Source organism: Luteimonas sp. GW821-FHT14E02 (genome assembly GCF_058803905.1).
The window spans coordinates 97,715-122,499 of record NZ_JBXAPK010000008.1 but is presented as its reverse complement, the minus strand read 5'-3'; the positions used below and the strand labels follow the sequence as shown (position 1 = coordinate 122,499).

Sequence of the window (24,785 nt, the reverse complement as noted above, 5' to 3'; positions counted from 1 at the left end):
GCATGAGCAAGAAGATCGACATCAGCATGCTCGATAGCAGCCGTCTCGACGAAGGCGGTAACGCGCTTTACGTCAGCGAGCGCAAGATCTACCCGCGCGATGTCACCGGCAGCTTCCGTACCTGGCGCACGCGGGCGGTCGTCGTGCTGCTCGGCATGTTCTACGTGTTTCCGTGGCTGCGCTGGGACGGCCGCCAGGCGGTCCTGTTCGACCTGCCTGCGCGCAAGTTCTACGTGTTCGGCCTGAACTTCTGGCCACAGGACTTCGTATTCCTGGCGATGCTGCTGATCATCGCCGGCATGGCCTTGTTTTTCTTCACCTCATTGGCGGGACGGTTATGGTGCGGGTATGCCTGCCCGCAGACGGTGTGGACCGAAGTGTTCTTGTGGATGGAACGCTGGACCGAGGGTGACCGGAACGCACGCATGAAGCTCGATGCCGGCCCGTGGACGCGCGAAAAACTCTTGCGCAAGGCCGGCAAGCACCTGCTATGGATACTGTTCGCGTTGTGGACCGGCTTCACCTTCGTCGGCTTCTTTACGCCAATCCACGACCTGGCCACACGCGCCCCGATGCAATGGGGTGGCTGGGAGACGTTCTGGGTCTTGTTCTACGCGCTGGCAACCTGGGGCAATGCCGGCTTCCTGCGTGAACAGGTATGCAAGTACATGTGCCCATATGCGCGCTTCCAGAGCGCGATGTTTGACCGCAATACCCTGATCATCGCCTACGACCCCATGCGCGGCGAACCGCGCGGCCCGCGCAAGCGCGGACTGTCCAGCGTTCTGGAACGCGCGCGCGGCCTGATCGACAGCGCCACCGCCAACGATTACGTATTCCGCGCGGCGCACCACGCCGGCAGCACGGTACACGCACCTGGCACCACTTCGGTCAGTGATGCCGGCCTGGCGGCCGAACCACTTCCCAGGTTCGCGCCGGAACAACTTGGCGACTGCATCGACTGCACCATCTGTGTGCAGGCGTGCCCGACCGGCATCGACATCCGAAACGGATTGCAGTACGAGTGCATCGACTGCGGTGCCTGCATCGACGCCTGCGATCAGGTCATGGAGAAGCTGGGCTATCCGCGCGGATTGATCCGCTACTCCACCCAGAATGCGATCGACGGCAAGCCCAGTCGCGTGTTGCGGCCGCGCGTACTGGTCTACGGCGCGCTGCTACTGGCCCTGTGCACCGGCTGGGCTTGGGGCGTGACCCATCGCAGCGCGCTGATCGCCGAAGTGTTGCGTGACCGCAAGGCGCTGTACCAGGAAGCCGGTAACGGACGCATCGAGAACAGCTATACGCTCAAGCTGGTCAACAAGACGATGGAACCGCAGCGCTACCGGATCAGCGTTGACGCGCCTGACGGCATTTCACTGGCGGACGGTAGTCGCACCTTCGACGTTCCGGCCGAGGAGGTGTTGACCCTGCCGCTGACGCTCTCCGCATCAAATAGCGTGCACGGCCGCCGGACGGTGATCTTCCGGATCGAGGCGGTCGACAGTGAATCGCATGCCGAGGTTGAATCCAGTTTCTTCGGAGCCATGCGATGAAAAACCAGCGGCATCCCCTGCGCGAACCGATGCTCTGGCTGACGATCGCCCTGCCCGCGGCGGCGGTTGTGGCCGGTGTCGGACTCGTCGTGGTGGCGTTGCGCAGTGGCGGCGACGATATGGTGATCGATCCGGTGCAGCGCACCGCACAAATCCAGGTCAGCGAACTCGGCCCGGACGAACGCGCCCGGGCGCTGAAGCTTTCGGCCGTCGTCCGTGTTGATAAAGGCACGCTGGAGGTGCTGCCCGTCAGCGGCGACTTCGTACGCAATGAGCCGTTGACGCTGGTACTGTCGCACCCGAGTCAGGCCGCACAGGACAAGCGCGCGACGCTGGCACCAAGCAAACTGGGTTGGCGTGCTCCGATCAGGATCGACGTGGATCACGACTGGCTGCTGCAGCTCGCGCCGCAAGACAATCGTTGGCGTCTGCACGGGCGCCTGAAAGCGCAGCAGCTCGCCGCTCGCGTAGGGCCGGCATTGCGGAGCGAGTGAGCATGGCAATCGCGGCCGATCGCATTCTTGTCAATGCCGCGAGCGATGCGCTTCGCTGTTTCCATTGCGGCGAACCGCTGTCCGGGCAATCCGTGCGGGATGACAATCAGCACGCCTTCTGTTGTCAAGGGTGCGCCGCCGCCGCGGAATGGATCGTACAGGCCGATCTCGATGATTACTATCGCCTGCGTGACACCCCGGCTGGCCGCGTCGATGCACAGGCGCCAGACTTTGCCGCCTGGGATCGCGACGCCGTTCTCGCCGAGCACAGCCGCGCCATCGAAGGCGGCCGCGAGATCACTGTGCTGACCGATGCGATGCGGTGCGCTGCATGCGCATGGCTGATTGATCGGGCGTTGCGCCGCGAATCCGGCGTGCTCGACGCCGGCGCGAATGCAATCACCGGCCGTATTACGGTCGCCTGGGATCCTGCGCGTGTCGCGCTGTCCACACTGATGGCACGACTGGCCGCGCTCGGGTACCGGCCGTGGCTCGCGACTGGCGAAGCGCACGAGCGCGCCAGGCAGCGCGAGCGGCGGCGCTGGCTGCTGCGGTTGGGTGTGGCCGGAATCGGCGCGATGCAGGCCATGATGTTCGCCGAAGCGCTGTATCTTGATTTCGACAACGCGATGCCGACGGCGACGCGCGATTTCTTTCGCTGGGTCACCTTTCTCATCGCCACTCCGGTGGTGTTCTATTCCGGCTGGCCGTTCCTCGAGGGGATGTGGCGCGAGCTACGCGCCCGCCGTCTCGGCATGGATACCTTGATCGCCGGCTCGACGCTGCTGGCGTATTTCGCGAGCCTGGCCGAAACCATGCGCGGCGGGCCGCATGTCTGGTATGACGCCGCGGTGATGTTCGTATTGCTGCTGCTGGTTGCGCGCCTGCTGGAACAACGTGCGCGCAGCATCGCCAGCGCCCGTGTCGATGCCCTCGCCCGCGCGCGACCCGTGCTGGCCACGCGCGAGGTTGGCGACCGCTGCGAGCAGGTGCCATTATCCGAACTCGCCCCAGGCGACATCGTGCGTGTTTCCGCCGGCGAAGCGGTGCCGGCCGATGGCATGCTGATCGAGGCATCATCCGCATTCGATGAGGCCTTGCTCACCGGCGAGTCCTCGCCAGTGCAGCGCGAACCCGGTGAGGCGGTTCTGGCCGGCAGTCTCTGCCGTGAACGCCCGGCGCGCCTACAGGTGACCCGCACCGGCACCGACACGAGACTGTCGCAGCTGACCCGCCTGGTCGAACGAGCGCAGAACGAACGCCCTGCCCTGTCTCACATCGCCGACCGCATCGCCGGCGGCTTCGTCGCGGTCCTGCTGCTATGCGCCGTGGCGGCGTATGCATGGTGGCGCCAGCACGATCCGGCACGCGCATTCGAAGTCGCCCTGGCGGTGTTGGTGGTCAGTTGCCCGTGCGCACTCTCGCTGGCGATCCCGACCGCGCTGACCGCCGCTCATGGAACGCTGGCACGATTCGGCGTACTTGGACTGCGCGGCGATGCACTTTCGGCGCTCGCGCATGCCGACTATGTCGTGTTTGACAAGACCGGCACGCTCAGCGACGGCCGGCCGGAACTGGATACGCTGGAGACCTTCGCCGATTTTGACCGTGACCAAGTCTTGCGGATCGCTGCCGCATTGGAACGGTACAGCGGGCACCCGCTGTTGCATGCGTTCGCATCGGCGACGGCAATCCCCCAGGCCCTCCAGGTACGCACCGTGCCCGGCCACGGCGTGGAAGGCATGGTCGATGGTCGTCGTTGGTATCTCGGGCGCGCCGAGTTCGCCGTGGGCAAGGATGACGACGGCGCGCTCTGGCTCGGCGACAAAATGCGGGCGATCGCGCGCTTCACGATTCGCGAAGCCGCACGTACCGATGCGCGGGTCGCAGTCGCGATGCTGCATGCACAGGGGCTGCACGTGGAGTTGTGCAGCGGTGATGCCGAGGCGTCCGTCGCGCGCTTCGCAAGGCGGGTGGGCATCGACGAAACCCGGGCACGGCAAACGCCGGAACAGAAACTGGCGCGCGTGCGATCCCTCCAGGCACGGGGTCACAAGGTCGCGATGGTCGGCGACGGCCTCAACGACGCGCCGGTACTGGCCGGCGCCGACGTCTCGCTAGCGATGGCCGAAGGCGCGGCACTGGCGCAACGCGCGGCCGATTTTGTCGTGACCAGTCCGTCATTGCTGCGCATTCCGCAGGCCATCGCGTTGGCGCGACGCACCCGGACGATCATCCACCAGAACCTGGCCTGGGCACTTGGCTACAACCTCCTGGCGCTGCCACTGGCCGTTGGCGGCTATGTCACTCCATGGCTGGCCGCGCTTGGGATGGCGTTATCGTCGCTGTTGGTCACGCTCAACGCGCTGAGATTGCTACGCTCTACCGAGGAGATGACGGAATGACGATCCTGCTCTTGCTCGTCCCCATCAGCCTGGTGCTGATCGGCATCGCGATCGCCGCCTTTGCCTGGGCGGTAAGGCATGGACAATTCGACGACCTCGACACCCCGGCATTGGATATCCTGCGTGATTCACAGGCGCAGCCCCATTCCCCTACGCCCTTGCTTTCAAGGGTAGAAACAGAAAAACGCGATGCCGATTGACTGGCTGACTCTCGGTGCGGCGCTGCTCACCGGTTTGCTTGGCGGCGTGCATTGCGCGGCGATGTGCGGCGGCATCGCAACCGGGTTTTCCGCCATGTCTGGTCAAAGCCGACTTCGTTCAGCGCTGGAGGCCAACCTCGGGCGCATCGGCGGTTACATCCTGGCTGGCGCGATCGCCGGTGGGATTGGTCACGGTATCGTGCAGGTCGCGCGCCTCGATGCGCTTGCTGTCGGATTACGAATGCTGGTGGGGGGCGTACTGGTCGTACTTGCGCTGCGACTGCTCGACCAGCGCGGGCAGCTTCGGTTCCTCGCTACGCCTGGCATGCGCTTCTGGCAGATGCTGCGCCCCTTGCAGCAACACCTGCTGCCGGCTGACTCGATGCGCAAGCGCATCGGCCTGGGCCTGTTGTGGGGCTGGCTGCCTTGTGGACTCAGCACGACCCTGCTGGCGGCGGCATGGCTGCAAGCCAATGCCGTCAACGGCGCACTGACCATGGCCGCATTCGGTCTGGGGACACTACCTGTGATGTTGCCGCTGACCTGGTCCGGCATGCGGCTCGGTCGTTGGTTGCAACAACCACGCTGGCGCAACGCCGCCGCGCTATTAGTGCTTGCTGCAGGCCTGGTCACACTGTCGGCGCCCTGGCTGATCCGCGTGCCTGCGCTGCATGGACTGCTGCAAATGCTCGGCTGCAGCAGCCTGCCAGGAGGATAGGCGCGGGGATTTCATGTATCAAAGCACATCGAGCCGCCAATACGTTGGCGCCTATGTCGACAACTGTCGTTTGCGGCGGTTATCGCTGGCCTCGGCACCGTGCGCGAGCTCCATCAACTCTTCCATATCGATGATTTCTACGCGTCGCCCATGCACCGCGATGACGCCGTCCTCTTGCAGACGCGTGAAGCCGCGGCTGACTGTCTCCAGCGCCAACCCCAGATATCTCGCGATGTCCTCGCGACTCATTGGCAGCTGCAACAAGTGTGGAGACTGCCCGATCAATGCGTAACGCTCGACCAGGCTGTGCAGGAACAAGGCAATACGCTCGTTGGCCTGGCGACGCATCAGCATGCCCATGTGCCCATGGACGCGATCCAGGCTGTGCCCGATCACACGCAGTAGTTGCTCGTGCAAACTTGGCAGTTGCGCCGCCACCGCGCTCAACGCCTTGAGCGGCACTTCACAGACATTGGCATCGACCAGCGCGATCGACTCGCAACGGTGCTCACCGGAGCCCAGGGCATCCAGCCCCATCAATTCGCCGGGCAGGTGGAATCCAAGCACCTGCTCCTCGCCGTCCTCATTGAGGCTGGCTGTCTTGAATACGCCCTCGCGGGCAACGTAAACCGCTACCAACGGATCGCCGATCCGGAATAGACGTTCTCCACGCTTCACGGTGCGTCGCCGACGCACGAGATCGTCCAGCCGCGCCAGTTCGTTGGCATCAATGCCCGCTGGCAGGCATAACTGCTGCAGCGAGCAATGCGCGCAACCATGGCGCAAGCGCATCAAGTCCAGAGGAGCGTGCTCATTCATCGGCGCATATTGTCCCACGGCGCCAAAGTTGCCGCGAAGCCTGTTCACAACGAAAAACGCAGCTTCTTGGCCTGCCCGCAGGCCCCTTTGGAGCCCTCTCTCTTCCCAAGCTTGACGCTACCCGAGACATTCCCATAGATGGCGGGCACTGCGGGTCCACAGGCAACTTCGACGTCCCCACTCATGCTTGTGTTGCCCAAGGCAGACATCCTGGAACAGAGCCGTGCGGCGCTACGCATCGACGTTGAAGCGGTTCCGATACTGGCCGGCCTGATCGTTATGGTCATGAAAAAACCCCGCAGCAAGCGCGTTCTGACGGGTAATGCGGTTGCATCCACGTGTTCCTATCACGCTGGCTAGCCCTGTGCCTGCCATCATGAAGCGGCGGTCTGACCCGGCGCCTGGGGTTCGGAATCGCAGTGTCGTCGCATCGCGCTTGTCATCGCCTCCTGCTGCGGGGCTTGATGTAATGAAAGCACGGACATCTGCAAGGAGTATTGATTCAGATCAAGAAGCTCCCCCCGCACTGACCATTGTCAAGACGCCATTCAATGCTCGCTTCGGGTCGGAAGCTGCCACAAGAATCAGTGCCGGCAATGCACTCGCAACGCCAGTGACGGCGCGTCTCCAGAATACGCCGCCACATGGCCCGGCAGGATCAGCCGTCCTCCTTGGCGAAGCCGCCCATCAAAACGTGAAGTCCGCCATGTCATCTCAGGGCATGTCGACCCGGGTGATGGATGCGCGAAAGATATGAAGGATCTCTCGCTTCACCGAGGCCAGGGTACGCACGGAACGCTGGCAGGCATGCTCCTGAAGCCCGGGGTCTCGGATGAAGACCGAGCGACCTTTCTTGTAAACGGCAAATTGACGTACCGTGCCATCGGGCTCCTGGCCTTCGGCAGTGAACCATAACGATTTCGTAATTCTTGTCACTCAAATTCTCCCGGGACTGCATCCGGTCCGCAGTCGGACCAGAATTGGCGCGTAATGTTCCCTGCCCGCATCGCAGCACCTGCGACTCCTCCGTCATCTGCGCGTCGCCGCATGTGGTGACGCGCACTTCATCATTAGCGCGTGCTGAGCGGGTGTTCCGGTTTATTGCGAAGCCTCGGTGACCGACACGAACGTGTATCCCATTCCCTGAATGCCTTCCACCAACTGCTTGAGGTATGTGATGTCAAGATACGGATGGAAGAAGAAGCTTTGCACACGGTCTCGCACGACCTCATTGTTCCTTGCGGTGGCCAGAATGTCGGGCACTAACCGAGCCGGATTCTGGTTGAATGGTTCTGGCTCGATGTTGCCAAGGCTTTCTGGAATCACCACAGATCCGTATACATCGCGCACCAGGTAAGGAAAGTACTGCCCATAGATTCGACTGTAATCGGCGATACCGGTGCCGCAGTTGCCACCGGGGCACCAGTTGGCGGGGATGATCGGACGGTCGTAACGCTTGCCGAACTTCTGCTGCACGACCTGATAGTCGATGGCTGATCCGGCGTAATGGGGAAACTCGAAGACGGTCGGAGGCGGCAATCCAGCCGAGATGAACCACAGCAGGGCTGTATTGATGCGTCCCTGCGCCCAGGATGCGGAGTCCTCCTGGACGGGCCCATCGTAGATCACGCGATTGCTCGCATCCACATGCGCGCGATAGAACTCGAAATCGTCCGCGCTGACCCCGCTGTAGGGATTCAAGGCATTCGAATACTGGTGCGTGTATCCATGCAGGATCAGTGTTCCGCCTTTCGAACGCATGTACTTCAGAGCGCTCACTATCCGCGGCGCTTGCAGCAGCGTGATCGTCTCCGGCCGACCGTTATTGTAGAGCCCGTATGGATCGATGTAGACCGGATAGACAGCGACACTGAAAGGTGCCTTGCGTGAAAACAGATAATCCGCGATCGCGCGCAAGGCGGCGGGATCACTGTTGGGGCCGACATCCTCGATGCGTACCAGCGCGCGCTTGCGATCGGGACCGTTTGGATCGGCGAGTTCGGAAATCAAGTTGGCCGCAGCCAGGTAACGATCGTCCGGACCCACGTAGCTGAAGGGCAGATCGCCGATGTACGTCAGACTTCCGGAACGCGTAGCCCAGGCGATCTCCTTTCCGCTCGCCGCATCGAAAGCCGTGGCGAGTACGGTCGCCTTGTCAGGATCGCTGATGCTGACCGTCAGCAATCCCGATGCCAGCGTGGCAGGATCGCGAACCAATTCCGCACCGCGATAACGCACGCGGGTGCAACAGGTGAAATCAAACGTCCCGGGCACCCATCCATACGTGCCGGCGAAATTTCCAGATCGCTGCGCCAGCTGCCAGATGTTGTCGAACATCCACAAGACCGGGCGTCCACCACTCAACACGTCATCCAGAAATGCCACCGGCAACGGCTGGTCATACACTGATCCGATGTAGATCGTACTGGTGTAATTCAACAGTTCTCCCGCCTGATAGGCGGCGACCGGACGCAGCACATAACGGCTCCGGTGCGAAGCGAGATTGCCCGCCATCACTGCGTACGCCTCGCCCAGCCATCCCCAGGGACCATCGGTGTCGTAAAGCACCAGCGTGCGGCGAGTGCTGTTCGCGCCTGGCGCTGCGGAGTATTCGCGCTGATTGTCGACCGCGGCGAGCAGCGACGTACTGACTGCGGGCTTCAGGAGCACCGCCTTCGTCCTTGCTTTGGCCTTGATTTTGGTGGCTTCGTTTTTTCGCCAGCGCATGACATCGGCTGGCATCGGCGGCGCGGGCAGCGAACGCTGCAAGGCCACTTCAGCATGGCGACGGTCCGCAACATCCTGGGATGCCTCTTTGACTCTGGCATTTGTGGCGCCTTGCTGCGCCACAAACAGCAAAATCAAACACGCACACTGTCCCACGATGCGCCGCGAGAGCGGCGACAACATGATTCCGAACATATCGATGATTCCCCGTCCAGTATTTCAGGACGCCACGGCCTGACGGGCTGCCAAGGCCATACGCGGGCAGCAGTAGCAGCCCCTGCCGACGAGAACATTGATCTGGATCAATGGAGGTGGGGAATCGCCGGTATCTCGATCCGGCGCATTAAACTTGATCTGGATCAATATAAAACTGAGACGTGCGCCCATTATCTCGACCAAGGGCGCGGCACGGGTATTCGAAACACCAATCCCGGCGAGAAGAGAGCCAGACCGCTAACCCCGCAGTATCCGGGGAACACGAAAAAAAACAAGTGCTGTCGTTGATCGCACCAAACCCTGCGCCGGCCTCTCGTTCGCCGATCCGGTGCGGCTGTCGCACGCATGCGAGAAACGCAGCAGTCCTGCAAAACAACCCACAGGGGGTTCGTCATGCATGAGATCGCGATCGTCTCGGGAACGCGGCCGGAGATCATCAAGCTCGCGCCGCTCTACCACGAATTGTGCCGCCAGCCATGGACGCGGGTGTGCTGGGTCCATACCGGCCAGCACGACGAGATGGCGACGCAGATGCTGCAATGCTTCGGGATCACGCCCGATGTCGTCTTTCAACGTCGCGGCGCGGCGCTGCATGAATTCAGCGCCGGCTGCCGCGAACAGCTCGACAGCCTGATCGACAGCCGCCACTGGTCGCTGGTGCTGGTCCAGGGCGATACAGAGAGTGCATTCCTGGGCGCATTGGCGGGATTCTACGGCCGCGTGCCTGTGGCACACGTGGAGGCCGGCCTGCGCACGTGGAATCTGGAGCGCCCCTTCCCGGAAGAAGGCTTGCGACAGATGATCAGCCGTGTCGCCCGTTTCCATTTCGCGCCGACGCCGCGCGCGCAAGCCGCGCTTGTGGCCGAGGGCATCCCGAGCGAGCACATCCTGCTCAGCGGCAACACAGTGGTCGATGCCCAGGACTGGGTACGCATGTACCGCGGAATACGGCGCAAGACCATCGGTCGCGGGCACATGCTCGTGACCGTGCACCGGCGCGAGAACTGGGGCCGGGACGTGGAGGAAATCTGCCGCGCGATCGCAACGCTCGCGCAGCGACATCCCGCGCTCCAGGTCACGTTCCCTGTGCATCTGAACCCCACGATCCGGCAACCGGTCGAAGCGCTGCTGGGCGGCTTCCGCAATGTGCGTCTGAGCAAGCCGTTCGACTACCTGCAGATGCAACAGGCGCTCGCCGACGCCTGGCTGGTGCTGACCGATTCCGGCGGCCTGCAAGAAGAGGCGCCGAGCTTCGGCATTCCACTACTGGTGCTGCGCCAGGAAACCGAACGTCCTGAAGCGGTCGAGGCCGGATGCGCCTGCCTTTTGGGCACGGGCTACGAAACGATCGTCAAGAAGGTGGAGCAATTGTGGCTGGACGAAGTCGCCTATCACCACATGCGCCCCACACACAATCCGTTTGGCGATGGTCGTGCCTGCACGAGGATCGTCGATTTCCTTGGCACGGCGCTGACCCGGGAGCAATCCGTCCCGATGCACGCGACGCCAGAGCCGATTCCCCTGGCGATCGCCGGCTGAGTCGCTCCGCACCCTACCCGTCCGAGGTGGCACCATGTCTGTGCTCGATATCTTCTCGACTTATTTGTACGTACTCAGGTTCCTGGCGATCGCGATCGCCGTGCTGGTACTCATCAGCAGCCTGGACGATCTTTTCATTGACCTGGTGTATTGGATCCGGCGCGCCCGACGCGCCGTGTCATCTCGCCATCAAAGCGACGAACTCCAGGTGGAGGCGTTGCGTGCAGCGCCTGAAAAACCGTTGGCCATCATGGTGCCCGCATGGCAGGAAACCGGGGTGATCGGCAAGATGGCCGAGCTGGCGGCGACCCGGTTCGATTACGAGAATTACCACATCTTCGTCGGAACCTATCCGAACGATCCAGATACGCAGCGCGATGTCGACGAGGTTCGCGCACGCTTCCCGAACGTGCACAAGATCGTCTGCGCCCGCCCCGGCCCGACCAGCAAGGCGGACTGCCTCAACAATGTACTCGACGCCATCTTCCAGTTCGAGCGGCGTGCCAACATCGAATTCGCGGGCTTCGTCCTGCACGACGCCGAGGACGTGATCTCGCCGCTGGAACTGCGGCTGTTCAATCGCCTCGTCGAGGACAAGGATCTCATCCAGATTCCCGTCTATCCGTTCGAGCGCCCCTGGTGGAACTTCACCAGCCTGCACTATCTGGACGAGTTCGCCGAATGGCACGCCAAGAACCTGCCGGCGCGCGAAGCCCTGGCCGGTCAGATGCCCAGCGCTGGCGTCGGCACATGCTTCAGCCGCCGCGCCATCCAGGCGCTTCTCGCCGACGGCAATGGCATCGCATTCGACGTGCAAAGCCTCACCGAGGACTACGACGTCGGCTTTCGGCTCAAGGCCAAGGGCCTGTCGGAAACCTTCGTGCGCTTTTCGGCGACACCGGACGCGGACGCATCGCCGGTCAAGTTCGGACAGTCGCGCCGCGAGCGCGACGTCGTCTGCGTACGCGAATATTTTCCGGATCGGGTCGGCAATGCGGTGCGCCAGAAGTCGCGATGGATCATCGGTATCGTCTACCAGGGTTACAAGACCCACGGCTGGACCGACAACTGGAGGCTCAACTACCTGCTGTGGGGCGATCGCAAGAGCGTGATCACCAACTTCGTCAGTTTCGCCGCGATGTTGTTACTCCTGCAGCTGGTCGTGCTTTGGCTGATGCAAGCGATCTGGCCCGGCGCGCCAAGATTCCTGTCGATCTTCGACGGCGAGACTCTGGGGCTCTTGCTGGCCGCCAATCTGGTGCTGATGTGCAACCGTGTGATTCAGCGCATCTATTTCGTCTCCATCTACTACGGCGCGTGGCAGGGGCTGATGTCGGTGCCGCGCCTGTTCTGGAGCGTGGCGGTGAACTTCTTCGCGAACTGGCGTGCGCTGCGCCAGACCATCCGCTACGGTGATCCGCACCGCGTGGCTTGGGACAAGACGACGCACGATTTCCCGAGCGTGGGCGAGGAAAATCGCATCCGCAGGCCTTTGGGCAGCATCCTGGTGGCACAGGGCGCGATCGGCCAAGCCGAACTGGATTGGGCACTGGCCCACCGCCGTCCCGGCATGCGCCTGGGCAGTCAGTTGGTGCATGAGGGGCGGATCGACTGCGAGCAACTGGCTCACGCCGTCGCTGAGCAGGCACAGGCGCCTTGCGAGGAAATCGATGCGTTCGCGCTACCGGACAGGATCGTCGAGATGCTGCCGGCGCCGTTGGCCCGGCATTACGCGGTGCTGCCGCTGCGCGAGGAGGACCACACGCTGGTCCTCGCCAGCGAATCTTATCTAGACCCCGTATCGCTCGCGGCCCTGGGCCGCAAGCTGGGCCGGCCGGTGCGCTATGTCATCGTCCCCAAGGGACAGGTCACGGTGGGTCTGCGCCGTTGGTATGCCGTGGATGCCGCCACGTCGCGGCAGCATGATGTCCTCGGAAAGACCGAGAGCACGCCGTCGCGCGAGTTCGTGTCGCGCCAGATTCTGATCGGCGAGATCTTGGTGTCGCTGGGCGTCCTCGACCGGGCGGCATTCAATTCTCTGTTGCTCGATTTTGAACGAAGCACGCTGCTGCTTGGGGAATTCCTGGTCAGGGCGGGTGCGGTCGGCAGGACCGACCTCGCATATGCGCAGGTACTGCAGAAGATATTCCAATCCAGCGCGACCCCGCCCCCCGCCGTAACGTGGCAGCAAATGGGGGTGGCGCGATGAATCGTCCAGGAAGAAAACTATTGGTGCTGGCGCTGGCGATTTCCCTGTCGCTGGGTGTGGCGCATGCCGCGGAAACTTTTGATCTAGGCGATGATGTCAGCGCCTATCAGCGCTTCCTGGCCTACCCACATTTGCAGCGCGCCTTCGCTGCGTCCCGGCAGGGCGATCGCCAGCGTGCGATCGAAGAGTTCGCGCGTGCCCGCGCCATCGCGCCACACAACGCGCGAACGGCATTGTATCTGGCGGAAGCGTACCGGCAGGCCGGGATGCCCACGCGCGCCGCGCAGGTAATGACCGGACAGCGCCGCTATTCGCCCGCGGATCCGCGCTTTCAACCACCCCCCGCGCCCGATTGCACCAGCGCCCTTTCCCCCGCATGCCGCCTCACGCGTGGATGGCAGGCACTGCGCGAAGGCCGGCTGGACGTCGCCAATGCACAACTGGGCGATCCCGCCCTCGACGCCAGCGACGCTGGCGTGGCGTTTCGCCGTGCCCTGGCGCAGCGCGCCATCCATTTGCACGACTGGCCACTGGCCGACGCATTGTTCGCGCATCTGGACACCGAACGCAGGCTCGGCGCGGAGGAACGCGAGCAATGGTTCCGGCTCCTGCTAGCGCAGGATCAAGTCGAAACCGCCAGCGCACTATGGGGACCGACCGGGCCACAGGCGCCGGATCTGCAACTGGCATACGCCTTCGCCCTGCGTCGCACCGACGCAACGGCATTGGCGACCTATCTGCCTGGGAAGCGCCCCGTCTTCACCGTGGCCGCGGACGAACGCCAGTGGCTCATGCTGCTGGCGCATGCCTCGCGGACGAACCGCGATCTGATCGGCGCCTACGTGCCACGCTTCGTATCCAATCGCGCCTTGCAGGCCCAGTTGGCGCTTCCCGCCGCGCAAGCCAGAGGGGATCAGGCGGCATTGTCCGGACTACTCGCAGCGCTGCCTCCAGGTACCTACCCGGAGTTGCGACTGTCCGTCGCGCTGTGGCGCGGTGATGCCATGCAAGCCTTGCATTGGGCACGAAGCACAGCCACGGGAAGCGCGGCATTAGAGGCGAACAGCTACCGCCTCGCATCGGCCGGCATGCATCAGGAAGCGACACAATTGCTGCTCGACGCCTATCCCTTTCCCGCTGACGGCTATCGCGCCCCTCTTCTGCAACGACTGGCCCAGTTGGCAGCGCAACGACCGGATGCGTTCTTGCCCGCCGATCGTGAACGCTTGCGCGCCCCCTTGCCTGACCCGCGACTGCGCAGCGCCCAAGCACGCATCTTCGCCCAGTTGCAGGATTGCCAGGCAGTGGTCGCGGTACTGGGCGATCTTGATCCCGCATACACAGCGCAGGATTGGCGCGACTTCGCCGAATGCCATCGGACCGACGATCCGGTCTTGGCACAACACGCCTATGCGGAAGCTTTCCAGCGCGACCGTGATGTCGGGAGCCTGCGTGCATTGGCGTTCCAGGCCGCCGCGAACAAGGATTATCCGGCAAGCCTGGCTGCCTGGCAGACGGTTGCCGATGGATACGCGGCGGGCTTCGATCCGCTGGCGGCCGCCGATGTCGCGCTGGCGGCCAACGCGCCGGCGCGTGCGCGGACATGGCTGAAAGATCCAGGCCATCGCGCCAAGCTGTTGAACGACGATCGTTACTGGTGGTTGCTCGCACAGGCCGAAGCCGACCACGCCCCTGCCACCGCGCGCGAAGCACTGCAACGGGCACTGCAACTGCGCCCTGACGCTTCCTACTACGCCCAACTCGCGCAATGGCTCGAGGCAGATGGCGATCACGCACAGGCCACCACCGCACTGATCCAAGCCGCGCGTCTGTCACCTGACGACACCAATCTACAAGCGGCACTGGGTTATGCCTATCAACGCAGCGGTGACTCCGCCAACGCGCTCGGCCGCTTCGAGGCCGCTTATCGCGACGGCAAGGGCGATCGTGCCCTGGCCGAACCGCTGGTCTATGTCAGCCAGCAGCTTGGCGACCGCCAGCGCGCCAGCCGCTATGCCGAAGCGGCGATCGACGACCTGCAATCGCGCGAGAACAACGCCGGCCTGACCGAACGCGTGTACGGGCTGCGTCGCCTGCACGAAAATCTAGACCGCCGCTGGGTTTTCAGCTTCGATGCCACCCTGGGAAACAAGGCCGGCGGCGTCGGCAACGAGGCCGCGCCCGGCACGGCGTACCGCAGTTACATGCAGATCGAGGCGGACTATCGCCTGCTAGGCGATCGCGCCACGGATGTCGAACACTTGGTCGCCTACGCGCGCATCTTCTCCGGCAGCGGCGAGACCGGCAATTTTCTACCGGATCGTGATGCCACGCTGGGCACTGGCCTGCGCTGGAAGCCGTTTTCCGACAAGGTGTTGTACCTCGCGGCCGAAACCCAGTTCGCGCTTGGCGACAACTCACGGCGGCATACCGACCTGATGCTGCGCGCAAGCACCACACTGCTGGGTAACGGACGCCACAACGATGACTGGCATCCTCAAGGCAGCGGTTGGCTGAGCCAGCGCTTGTATCTGGACTTCGCCCACTACGTGCGCGCCGAGCAGAGCGTGGCCACTCTGGATTATCGCTTCGGGCATCATTTCAAGATCGGCGAAGGACAGACCTTACAACCTTATTTTCGCGCGCAATACACCGGCATTCTCGATCGTGACACGGGCGACTCCCACTATCGGCGCGACGTGCGTGGCGGTATCGGTCTTGCCTGGAATCTCTGGTCGGATCAGACGCGATATGACGCCTATCGGCGCAAGGTCACCCTCGAACTTGAATATCAGCATCCATTCGATTCCTACCTCAAGGAAGACAACCGGGTGATGCTGTATGTGGGAGTGCGCTTGTGAAGCGGTTGCTGGGGGTCATGCTGGCGATGGCGACGCTTTTGATGCCGGAAGCAAGCGCGGAGATGATAGCGATTTTCTATCAGCCGCAACTGCGCGATCGTGATCTGCCGGCCGAACGCTGGCCTGCCCTCTTCACCGCCACCCGAGCCGCAGGATTCGACACCGTCGTATTGCAATGGACCCGCCATGGCGAGGCCTTCGCCGATGTCGAAGGCAGGGACTGGCTGCGGCAACGGATCGAACAGGCCCGTGCGGCGGGCCTGCGCGTGGTATTGGGCCTGCATGCCGATCCGGCTTTCTTCGATCGCCTGGCGCAGCCTCCGAATGCGCTCAAGCGCTATCTCTCGGCCCTGCGCGCGAAAGACCTGGAACTGGCGCGAACCTGGGCGCGCACCCTGGAACCGGACGCCATCGATGGCTGGTATCTGACGCTCGAAATCGACGACCTTCATTGGCGCGACTCCAGCCGGCGCCGCAAACTGGCGCGTCACCTGGCAATCGAAACACAGAAGCTGCGTTCGATACTGTCCAGACCTGTTTACGCGACGTCCTTCTTCACCGCACAAATGCCACCCGGTGCCTATGCGGACCTGATCCGCGACCTCGACGTCCGCGGCCTGCACATCTGGGTCCAGGACGGCGCCGGCACCGGCCGCCTCGATGCAGCCGGACGCGCCCCCTATCTGGCGCTTGCGGCCCAATGTGACGCAACGGCAATGCGCGGCCTGATCTTCGAAGTGTTTCAGCAGATCGATTCGACCGAAGGCCAGTTTCACGCACGGCCGCTTCCACTACCCGACATGTCGACGGCGTTGCGGCAACGCGCGCCCTGCGGTGGCGACAGCGTGTTTTTCTCACTGCGCTATCTGCCCTCCACCGAGGGCAAGCTGGCGTATTGAGCGATCACGGCCACTACCGCGGCTCCAAATCTACTTGTGTCCCGTCGCAATGGTGAGAACACCGTCATGTTAAGCACCGCATCCACATCTCGCGCACCGCCAGAAGGTCGGGTTTTTGACGCTTCGATTCCAGCCCACTGCGCCTTGCGCCCACGACTGGAAACATTGCTGTGTGAAGTTCTCGTGCAGCGCCGCCATGTACGGCGAAAGCAGCCGCTGTTTCGTACCGGGCAGCGTTGCTATGCGTTGTATCTTATCCACGCGGGATTCTTCAAAACCTGTATCCTGAGCGAGGATGGACGCGAAAAGATCACGGGCTTCCATCTGCGCGGCGACCTGCTCGGCTGCGATTCCTTCGACCTGCCCAACTATGCTTGCGATGCAATCGCGCTGGATATCGGCGAAGTCTGGGAATTGCCGATCGCGCATCTACAGGCGCGGACACTCGACTTGATGCCCTATCTCACCGCACAAATGGCAAGGGAAATACGCCGCGATTGGCAGTGGATGCTGGCGCTGGGTACGCTCGGCGCCGAGCAGCGCGTGGCGGCATTCCTGCTCGATCTGGCGGAGCGCCTGGAAAACCTCGGTTTTTCCGCGCGACATCTGCCGCTGCGGATGACTCGCGCCGAACTGGGCAATTTCCTGGCCCTGCAGCTGGAAACAGTAACGCGGGCGCTGTCGAAACTGGCCGCCGCTGGCTTCATCGCCGTGGACGGCCACGAGATACGAATCGAGAACGCAGTCGCGCTACGCCGCATGCTGACTCCTTATTGAGTGCGCTCCCGCAGAGTGGAGCACCGCCTCGAATCTCTTTGTGCGAAACAGAGACGCCATCGAAGTCGGAGGTCTTATCGATCGATTTCTGCCGGAACATGTCGAATCCGGCATGAGCACGTCACGACGATCATCATCATTCATTCCATTGGCCTAGTGCCTGGGCAGCTTATCGCACACACTCCCGCAATTTCAGCGCCTGACTAATGTCACGCCAATCGAATGCGGATACGGCTATATCCAAGTGCGAAGCATAGAAAACTCCTTGCGGGAAGCGTGCGTCACCACGCACGTCCAGCCACACGCCATCGGTCAACCCGGTACTGTGACCGACAAAGGAACCGACGTGCTCCAACGTCTTGCGATCGAACAAGTGAAACACGGTGCGATCGTCAAACTGATCGCTGGCGATCCACCAGCCGCTGCCGTCCTTGCAGGCCATCAATGCGACGCCCTCGGCTTGTGCCTTGTAGTTGGCTGCGCCGATATCGCGGCCGGCGTACTTGCCATCGAGCGTGTATTCACGCAATCGGGTCCCGGTGAGCACATCCTCTTCAGCGATCAACAGCCGATTGTTGGCTTCGTCGCCAAACAGTGATTCGGCTACCCGGATCGCACCCGCTTCGCTCGTATCACCAAAGTACCCATTGGCGCTGGCCTTCCATCCCGCCCCTTCCGGATGCACCTCGTAGCGGCGGAAGCGCTTACCCAGCCCTGCTAGCGGCGGAATGATGTCATCGCCGTTGGCATCCTCCCCCATGGTGTAGTTGTCACTGACGATCACTTCATAGCCTTCACCTCGCTTACGCACCCACAGGCCGTAGGGCTGGATGAGGTCCGCATCAGCGAAGGTCAGCAGCGGCTGGAAACCCGGCAAGGTGAACATCTGCACACGGTGGTTATCGCGTTCGACGACGAATGCATATTCGTCGTCCACCGTGGCGATGCCATTGGGGCGACTCAACTGCCCTAACCCATTGCCGGAACTCCCCACAGTGCGCAAACGCTGCCCCGTATCACCGTCATAAATAATGATCTGGTCGGTGGACTTGGCCGTGGCCGCGACCATCAGCTTGCCGTTCTGCAGCCAACTGGCTGGCGAATCGACATTGTCTTCCGACTTGGCCGCACTGATCCAGGCCTCTTTCGCCATTACGTGAGGGATATCGGCTTGGTGCTCGCTGAAAAGAAGATCGTCCTTGTCCTTCTCGTCCCCCTCCTTCTCATGCGCAACCTGCATGGCGGTGGATACGGATGGTGACGTAGTAGAACAGGCCGCGAGCCACAGCAACGCGACAAAAGGAAGTACGCGAATCGTCACTGCGATGCCCCAATCATGTCAGAACAAACGATCGAATGTACGCATGATGCATGACGGTTACTTTTCACGCGACGATCTCATTTGGCAATCCGGTCATATTCCCGCCATCTTCCCTACGTACAAAGATCGTTTAGCTTTATTTATGGGGATCCCTGCATGAAATACCACGCCTTGGGCCTCGGCCTTATGCGCGCGCTTGCCTGTGCCACACTTTTTCCTGCAGGTCATGCATGGTCGCAGACTGTCGCACCAGATGGTTCCGCCGACGCGGCCGTGAAGGAACTCGACAGGATTGTGGTGCAAGGCGAAATCGCCTACCGCAACCGGACCACTGACATCGAGCCGGCACTCTCTTACGATCTGGAGTATTTCCAGCGTTTTGAGCCGAATACTGTAGGCGACATGCTCAAACGCGTCCCGGGCGTGACCTTCGTCGGTTCCGACATCATGGAGTTCGATGGCGCGATGATGCGCGGCATGGCCGCCGGCTACACCCAGGTGCTGATCAATGGCAAGAAGGTTCCGGGCGCGGGCGACGACCGCTCGTTCTGGGTGGACCGCATCCCGGCTGAAATGGTCGATCACATCGAAATCCTCCGCAGCAATAGCGCCAATCGCAGCGGCGATGCGATTGCCGGCACGATCAATATCGTGCTCCGAGACGCCTACGCATTCGATGGAAGTTATATCCGCATCGGCGTCAACCGCTGGTACGACGGTGAAGTGAACCCGACCTTCGGTGCCGTCACCAGCGGCGAAGCTCTGGGCGGCCGCATTCTTGCTGGCATCAATGTGCAAGACCGCTACCGCGCCAAGACCAAGCGTTCCGACCGCTTCACGGACCCATCGCGTGAAGAACTGGTCAGCTGGGAGGATCAGACCGAAGTGAAGGACGGTCGCGACTACTCGGCCAACATCTCCTATGCCGCCGACGTCGGCCAGACCGGACGCATCAGCATCGACGGTTTCTACGTCAAGACCGACCGCGACGTCAAAGAGGTCTCGCATGAGGTCGAGTTCGACGATGGGGATGTGATCGAGGCCAAGGTGCCAGGCTTCAACCCCATCAACCAGAAGAATTGGGGCATCGGTGCCGAGTACAGGTTCGATATGGCAGGCGGCATCACCGAATTCGACTTAGGCTACGCCAAGTTCGAGGACGATAGTGCCGAACGCGAAGAGTCGCACGAGTACGTCAATGGCGAATGGGACGCATCCGAAGCCGAGGCCTCGGCCGCGGAAACCAATGACACCGAGACCAGTTTCAAGATCGCGCACAAGCGTCCTGCTGGCGTCACTGAACTCGAGTTCGGTGTGGACTACCGCAAGAAGAAACGCGATATCGCCTACACCAACTACGAGTGGGAAGGCAATGAAGAAGGCGATCCTGTCGTCTACGAACTGGACGGCACCATCGGCTCGCTGATCGAGGAAACCCGTGTTGATCCATACGTCATGCTCTCGGGAAAAGGCGAGGTGTTCTCATGGGAAGCCGGCCTGCGTTACGAAACGACAAAGTCCGACATCCGTTATAGCGAGGACGACGAAGTCGAAGGAGCCGCCAGCAACGACTACAACGAACTGCTGCCCTCCCTGCACCTGAAGTGGGACCTGACCGATGCCGACCGCATCAGCTTGTCGCTGGCCAAGAGCGTCAAACGCCCGAACTTCAACGAGCTGATCCCAGCCTTGTTGAACGGCGAATTCGGCGACAACGACTACATCGGCAACCCGCATCTTGATCCGGAAACCGCCAACGGCATCGACCTGGGCTTTGAACACCGCCTCGGAAAGCAAGGTGTGATCGGCGTTAATTTCTTCTATCGCGATGTAAAGAACCTGATCGAACTGGTCAACACCGGCGACTGGAGCGAAGACGCGCAAGACAGCTACGAAGAGGACTTGGAGGAATTCCTTGAGGAAAACCCGGGTTCCACCGAAGGCGATTTCGTGTTCGACCCGGAAAGCTGGGTGTTCACATCAGCGAATGTGGGCGACGGCAAGGTCTACGGCGTCGAATTCGACCTGTCGACTCCGCTGACTGCGCTCGGTCTGCCCAACACCGGCGTGTTCCTCAACTATACCTATCTCAACAGCGAGGTCACCGACTTCATCGGCAAGCGCCGCTTCAACGACCAGGCCAAGAACGTCTACAACATCGGCTTCATCCACGACTTGCCCTCGCTGGCTGCCAGCTTCGGCGCGACCTACCGCAAGCAAGGCGACGCCTTCAGTCGTATCCTGGCCGAGGAAGTGAGCGTCAAATACGATGCTGACCTGGAAGTGTTCGTCGAGAAGCGCTTCGGCCAAACACTGTCGATTCGCCTAAGTGCCGCCAACTTGCTGGACGCATCGAAGGATGAATTCTTCCACAAGTTCGACAACCAGGCCGATCAGATCGACCGCGACTATGACGAGTACGAGCTAGAAACAGAGGAAGCCGGCCCGAGCTATCAGCTGGTCGTGCGGTGGGCGTTCTGATCGCAGTTGACCTGCTCTGCTCCGAGCGAACTGCAAGAGTGCAAGCGGCAATGGAGACCGCGAAATGCGGCCTGCGCCATACAAGAAGCGTCTCGAGCGCACAATACCAGGTAACTATTGCGCAGCCATGGTCATGGGATAACAGAAAAGTAACCAGCGATGGCGCATTGTCATTGAGCACTACGATGCAATGTCGTAGCGGCAACTCAGGGTGATGCATTTCCGCCCACTTCCCGCACTGAGCCTATCTCCCTTGCATTTGCGGGGGTCGCGGCCCTGGCCGTCATCGATCTCGTATTCAAGAGATCGCACAAAAGGCACATAAGTCATGAGCACCACGAACGAAAAATCCCAGAACCTCGTCGATACTTTTGCGTCCAACGCATCTTACAAGACCTTCGGCAAGGCCCTGGCAAGCGCTGGCATGAGCGACACGTTGCGAGGCACCGGCCCATTTACGGTCTTCGCTCCGACGGATGCCGCGTTTGAAAGCCTGCCCGCAGGCAAGCTGGATAGCTTGCTTAAGCCCGAGAACAAGGAAGAACTTGCCACCATCCTTGCCTATCACGTCATCAACGGCCGCAAGAGTGCCGCAGATATCGGCAAGTGGGAATTCGCCAAGACACTCGGCGGGGCGTCCGCTCCGGTCGCGCTGGTCGGTACGAAGGTGAGTATCGACGGCGCGCAGATCACCCAGGCCGATCTGAATTCGAGCAATGGCGTGATACACGGCATCGACAAGGTCAACATGCCTGCCGCGACACAGACCAAGCAATAATCGTTTTTAGCAATCTCATGCGGCAGAGAAGGATCTCTGTCGCGTTTATAGCAATTTTCACTGGATACTTTTCGGCATTCGGTTTCCTTTGATCCGCCACGACACAAAGATGATCCGATTTTTTGAAAGCCGGCGAGATTTCTCGCCGGCTTTTTTCATTTCTCAACCCCCTATTCGCCTGGACGCACAGATCTCGTGCATGGCGGGATGTTCTCCGCAGGCAAATAGCTCAGGTGGAGATAGCCAACCGGCGCGAGCGTCGAATACGCGCTACCTGCACCGCCGCGCCTACCAGGTAGACAAGAAAGCCGATGCCAACGAGCGCCTTCAGCGTCGAATCCTCTGGGCCGGTAAAAGCGGGATCACCGATCGGAACGCGTGTCCCGGTCTCGGTCAATCCCGGAATCAGATGGAAGAACAATGTGAGCGAGTAACCAAGCACAGCCAGATAACGTGACACACCGGAACTGCCACGCCGCTCGGCGGCATAGGCGATCGCCAGTACCAGCAGAGTCAGGATCGCCAATACGTGCGGTGCGCCGAAGCCGCCATGGCGGAAGATGAAAAGACCGGTGACGGCCGTGGCCACGGTAAACCAGACGTAAAGCGCCCCGGATCGTGTGCGGGTACCGATCTCACCATAACGAAACAATGCAAGGAGACCAGAGATCACCGCGATCAGTGCGATGATGGTATGGAACATGCCGAACGGACTGATATTCAACATGGCAGAAGCTCCAAAATTGACGGATGTTTTCCAGCCCTGCAAAGGACCGCTCGGGTGAACTTGAGCATAAGGGCGTTCTAGGCGGGCCCGGTGAACACTACTCCTGTCCGGATGGGGAATCATCCACGGGGAGGTGTCTGATGGACTCTGAAACAGACCTCTTTGGCAGCAAGCATCTGCTGGATTACGCCGCAACGAAAGGCGCCATCCATGCTTTCACCAAATCGCTTGCCAGCAATTTGCTTGAGCGCGGGATTCGGGTGAATTGCGTGGCCCCGGGTCCGGTTTTGACTCCTCTCAATCCTGCAGACAAGTCAAAAGACGATATCCAGTCTTTTGGCCAGGACAGTGACATGGGACGACCTGCCCAGCCAGAAGAAATTTCTCCCGCGTTTGTCTTTCTGGCATTGCCCGTAACCGGGTCATACGTCAATGGCATCGTTCTGCCGGTCATGGGAGGTCCTCACGGTTAGATCCCATAGTCCCTACTCCAGGCTGACTCATTGATTCTGTGGCGTGCATCCCTTACAGGCCGCAGCCATCTCCTGATGCATCGTCAGCCGGGAGCTTTACCGTCGAAATCCGGCGATTCGTGCTCGAGTGCGACCGCCACCACATGATCGATGCCGTGGCGGAACATCTTGGCGTAGGGGCAGATGCGCTCGGTGTTGCGGACCAGTTCCGCTGCGAGTGCGCGATCGAGGCCAGGAAGACTGACGCGGATGTCAGCGGACAAGAGGAACAGGCCGTCCATCGGATCGCGCGCGAACGTCACTGCGGCATCCACGATGAGGGCCGTGAGCACCACGCCCGCCCGGTTTGCAAGCAGTGTCAGCGCGCCGTGGAAACAGGCGGCGTAACCCGCCGCAAGCAGTTGTTCCGGATTGCTGCCGCCGCCCGGCCCTCCAAGTTCTGTGGGCAAACGCAGGTCCACCTCGAGCGCGCCGTCATCGGACCTGACAATGCCCGATGCGCGCCCGTGCGCAGCCTCGCCCCCGGTCACGCGCACGCGACCGATGTAGAGCGGCTGGATTTCCTCGCCACAATACTTGTCCAGCAGACTTGTCGGTGGTGGCTGCAACGGGCTCATGCGTTTGCGACGCCCCTGTCGTTGTCGTCGAGCACGGCATGGCCGCACTGACCAATGCTGGTTTGCGCGCGCTGATTCATGAGCCGACACAGGGGTCAGCTCTATCTGGAATGTCCACGCCTTTCGCTATCCGGTCCGCGCATGCGGCGCGTAGCGGGCGTGTTCCGACTTCTCGATCCAACGCTCGAAGTTCAACGCGCCTTGCCAAGTCGCCTGTTCCGGCACCAGCGTTTCGTTCTGCAATTCAGCGCCGAAATAACGCGCATGCACATCGCTGATCAGTTCGCGCGGATCTTGGACGATGCGCATGAACCGCTGCGCGAGACCGGACAACGGCTCGCGCTCCGGCCCCGCGATCTCGACGATGCCGTTGGCCGGTGGCTGCGTGGCCAAACGCGCGACCGCGTCGGCGACATCCTCCGACGCGATGGGCTGCACCAGCGCGGGTGACAGGCGAACCGTTCCGCCATCGGCTCCGGACTGGATGATGCCGGGCAGGAACTCGAAGAACTGGGTCGAATGGACGATGGTGTAGGGAATGCCGGAGGCACGGATCAGTTGTTCCTGCGCACTTTTGGCGCGGAAGTAACCGCTGGCCGACAGCTTCTGGGTGCCAACGACGGACAACGCCAGGTGATGGTCAACTCTTGCCTTGGCTTCGGCATCCAGCACATTGCGGCCAGCGGTCTGAAAGAAGTCCATGACCGCCGCATCCTCGAAGGACGGCGAGTTGGCGAGGTCGACGACGGTATCGGTGCCCGCCATCGCAGCATCGAGCCCTTCGCCCGTCAGGATGTTGATTCCGGTCGACGGTGCCGCGGCGATCACCTCATGCCCCTGGTCACGAAGACGCGAGACCACCTTGCTTCCGATCAACCCGGTACCGCCGATGACGACGAATTTCATGATCCACCTCTCGTGTGCGCTGGCAAATGAGCCGCTGTCCTGTTGAACAGGAGCCGGTGAGT

18 protein-coding genes and 1 pseudogene are annotated in these 24,785 nt (G+C 61.7%); 13 read left to right on the top strand and 6 right to left on the bottom strand.

Annotated features, from left to right (window positions below; translation table 11 throughout):
• Nucleotides 1–2 precede the first annotated feature (2 nt).
• The 5 genes from AC1RNP_RS14275 to AC1RNP_RS14255 are packed head-to-tail and all read left to right on the top strand — an operon-like array spanning nucleotide 3 to nucleotide 5,373.
• On the top strand, nucleotides 3–1,556 hold the full coding sequence (locus tag AC1RNP_RS14275) for a 4Fe-4S dicluster domain-containing protein (RefSeq protein WP_493051937.1): 1,554 nt from the start codon (nucleotides 3–5) through the stop codon (nucleotides 1,554–1,556).
• Nucleotides 1,553–2,050 carry a FixH family protein gene (locus tag AC1RNP_RS14270; RefSeq protein WP_493051936.1) on the top strand — a complete coding sequence of 166 codons (498 nt, stop codon included), beginning with the start codon at nucleotides 1,553–1,555 and terminating at the stop codon, nucleotides 2,048–2,050. Before AC1RNP_RS14275 ends, AC1RNP_RS14270 begins: the two co-directional genes overlap by 4 nt.
• A 2-nt stretch (nucleotides 2,051–2,052) precedes the next feature.
• Nucleotides 2,053–4,455: a heavy metal translocating P-type ATPase gene (locus AC1RNP_RS14265; protein WP_493051935.1), complete on the top strand. Its 2,403-nt coding sequence runs from the start codon at nucleotides 2,053–2,055 to the stop codon at nucleotides 4,453–4,455.
• Nucleotides 4,452–4,655, top strand: coding sequence for a cbb3-type cytochrome oxidase assembly protein CcoS (ccoS, locus tag AC1RNP_RS14260; RefSeq protein ID WP_493051934.1), 204 nt, complete (start codon nucleotides 4,452–4,454; stop codon nucleotides 4,653–4,655). Before AC1RNP_RS14265 ends, ccoS begins: the two co-directional genes overlap by 4 nt.
• Nucleotides 4,645–5,373 carry a sulfite exporter TauE/SafE family protein gene (locus AC1RNP_RS14255; RefSeq protein WP_493051933.1) on the top strand — a complete coding sequence of 243 codons (729 nt, stop codon included), beginning with the start codon at nucleotides 4,645–4,647 and terminating at the stop codon, nucleotides 5,371–5,373. Before ccoS ends, AC1RNP_RS14255 begins: the two co-directional genes overlap by 11 nt.
• Before the next feature lie 51 nt (nucleotides 5,374–5,424).
• On the opposite strand, the gene AC1RNP_RS14250 is transcribed toward AC1RNP_RS14255, so the two are convergent.
• Entirely contained in the window at nucleotides 5,425–6,192 is a 768-nt protein-coding gene (locus AC1RNP_RS14250) for a helix-turn-helix domain-containing protein (protein ID WP_493051932.1), read from the bottom strand.
• A 1,098-nt stretch (nucleotides 6,193–7,290) separates the two neighbouring features.
• A complete protein-coding gene (locus tag AC1RNP_RS14245; protein ID WP_493051931.1) occupies nucleotides 7,291–9,114 on the bottom strand; it encodes a DUF2334 domain-containing protein in 1,824 nt (607 codons plus the stop codon).
• 414 nt (nucleotides 9,115–9,528) lie between these two features.
• Between AC1RNP_RS14245 and wecB the strand changes: the two genes are divergently transcribed.
• The 5 genes from wecB (at nucleotide 9,529) to AC1RNP_RS14220 (ending at nucleotide 17,420) form a co-directional block, all read left to right on the top strand.
• Nucleotides 9,529–10,674 carry a non-hydrolyzing UDP-N-acetylglucosamine 2-epimerase gene (gene wecB, locus AC1RNP_RS14240; RefSeq protein ID WP_493051930.1) on the top strand — a complete coding sequence of 382 codons (1,146 nt, stop codon included), beginning with the start codon at nucleotides 9,529–9,531 and terminating at the stop codon, nucleotides 10,672–10,674.
• A gap of 34 nt (nucleotides 10,675–10,708) precedes the next feature.
• Nucleotides 10,709–12,883: a glycosyl transferase family protein gene (locus tag AC1RNP_RS14235; RefSeq protein WP_493051929.1), complete on the top strand. Its 2,175-nt coding sequence runs from the start codon at nucleotides 10,709–10,711 to the stop codon at nucleotides 12,881–12,883.
• On the top strand, nucleotides 12,880–15,744 hold the full coding sequence (locus AC1RNP_RS14230) for an NfrA family protein (protein WP_493051928.1): 2,865 nt from the start codon (nucleotides 12,880–12,882) through the stop codon (nucleotides 15,742–15,744). The genes AC1RNP_RS14235 and AC1RNP_RS14230 overlap by 4 nt, the downstream gene beginning before the upstream one ends.
• Nucleotides 15,741–16,643, top strand: a complete 903-nt coding sequence (locus tag AC1RNP_RS14225; protein ID WP_493051927.1) for a DUF4434 domain-containing protein — start codon at nucleotides 15,741–15,743, stop codon at nucleotides 16,641–16,643. Before AC1RNP_RS14230 ends, AC1RNP_RS14225 begins: the two co-directional genes overlap by 4 nt.
• Nucleotides 16,644–16,709: 66 nt before the next feature.
• Complete coding sequence (locus tag AC1RNP_RS14220; RefSeq protein ID WP_493051926.1) at nucleotides 16,710–17,420, top strand: helix-turn-helix domain-containing protein; 711 nt, start codon at nucleotides 16,710–16,712, stop codon at nucleotides 17,418–17,420.
• Between the two features lie 169 nt (nucleotides 17,421–17,589).
• On the opposite strand, the gene AC1RNP_RS14215 is transcribed toward AC1RNP_RS14220, so the two are convergent.
• Nucleotides 17,590–18,660, bottom strand: a complete 1,071-nt coding sequence (locus tag AC1RNP_RS14215) for a phytase (RefSeq protein ID WP_493052015.1) — start codon at nucleotides 18,658–18,660, stop codon at nucleotides 17,590–17,592.
• A gap of 354 nt (nucleotides 18,661–19,014) precedes the next feature.
• Here AC1RNP_RS14215 and AC1RNP_RS14210 point away from each other — a divergent pair, with 354 nt between their 5' ends.
• The gene (locus AC1RNP_RS14210; RefSeq protein ID WP_493051925.1) at nucleotides 19,015–21,222 is read left to right on the top strand and encodes a TonB-dependent receptor plug domain-containing protein; all 2,208 of its coding nucleotides are present in this window, start codon (nucleotides 19,015–19,017) and stop codon (nucleotides 21,220–21,222) included.
• A gap of 328 nt (nucleotides 21,223–21,550) precedes the next feature.
• A complete protein-coding gene (locus AC1RNP_RS14205; protein ID WP_493051924.1) occupies nucleotides 21,551–22,000 on the top strand; it encodes a fasciclin domain-containing protein in 450 nt (149 codons plus the stop codon).
• Nucleotides 22,001–22,229: 229 nt separating this feature from the next.
• On the opposite strand, the gene AC1RNP_RS14200 is transcribed toward AC1RNP_RS14205, so the two are convergent.
• Complete coding sequence (locus AC1RNP_RS14200; RefSeq protein ID WP_493051923.1) at nucleotides 22,230–22,727, bottom strand: DUF2306 domain-containing protein; 498 nt, start codon at nucleotides 22,725–22,727, stop codon at nucleotides 22,230–22,232.
• A 146-nt stretch (nucleotides 22,728–22,873) separates the two neighbouring features.
• Here AC1RNP_RS14200 and AC1RNP_RS14195 point away from each other — a divergent pair.
• Nucleotides 22,874–23,200, top strand: a pseudogene (locus AC1RNP_RS14195) (SDR family oxidoreductase); the annotation flags it as partial.
• Between the two features lie 83 nt (nucleotides 23,201–23,283).
• Here AC1RNP_RS14195 and AC1RNP_RS14190 read toward each other — a convergent pair.
• Complete coding sequence (locus AC1RNP_RS14190; protein WP_493051922.1) at nucleotides 23,284–23,817, bottom strand: Ohr family peroxiredoxin; 534 nt, start codon at nucleotides 23,815–23,817, stop codon at nucleotides 23,284–23,286.
• A gap of 126 nt (nucleotides 23,818–23,943) precedes the next feature.
• Nucleotides 23,944–24,723 carry an SDR family oxidoreductase gene (locus AC1RNP_RS14185; RefSeq protein ID WP_493051921.1) on the bottom strand — a complete coding sequence of 260 codons (780 nt, stop codon included), beginning with the start codon at nucleotides 24,721–24,723 and terminating at the stop codon, nucleotides 23,944–23,946.
• Nucleotides 24,724–24,785: the final 62 nt, after the last annotated feature.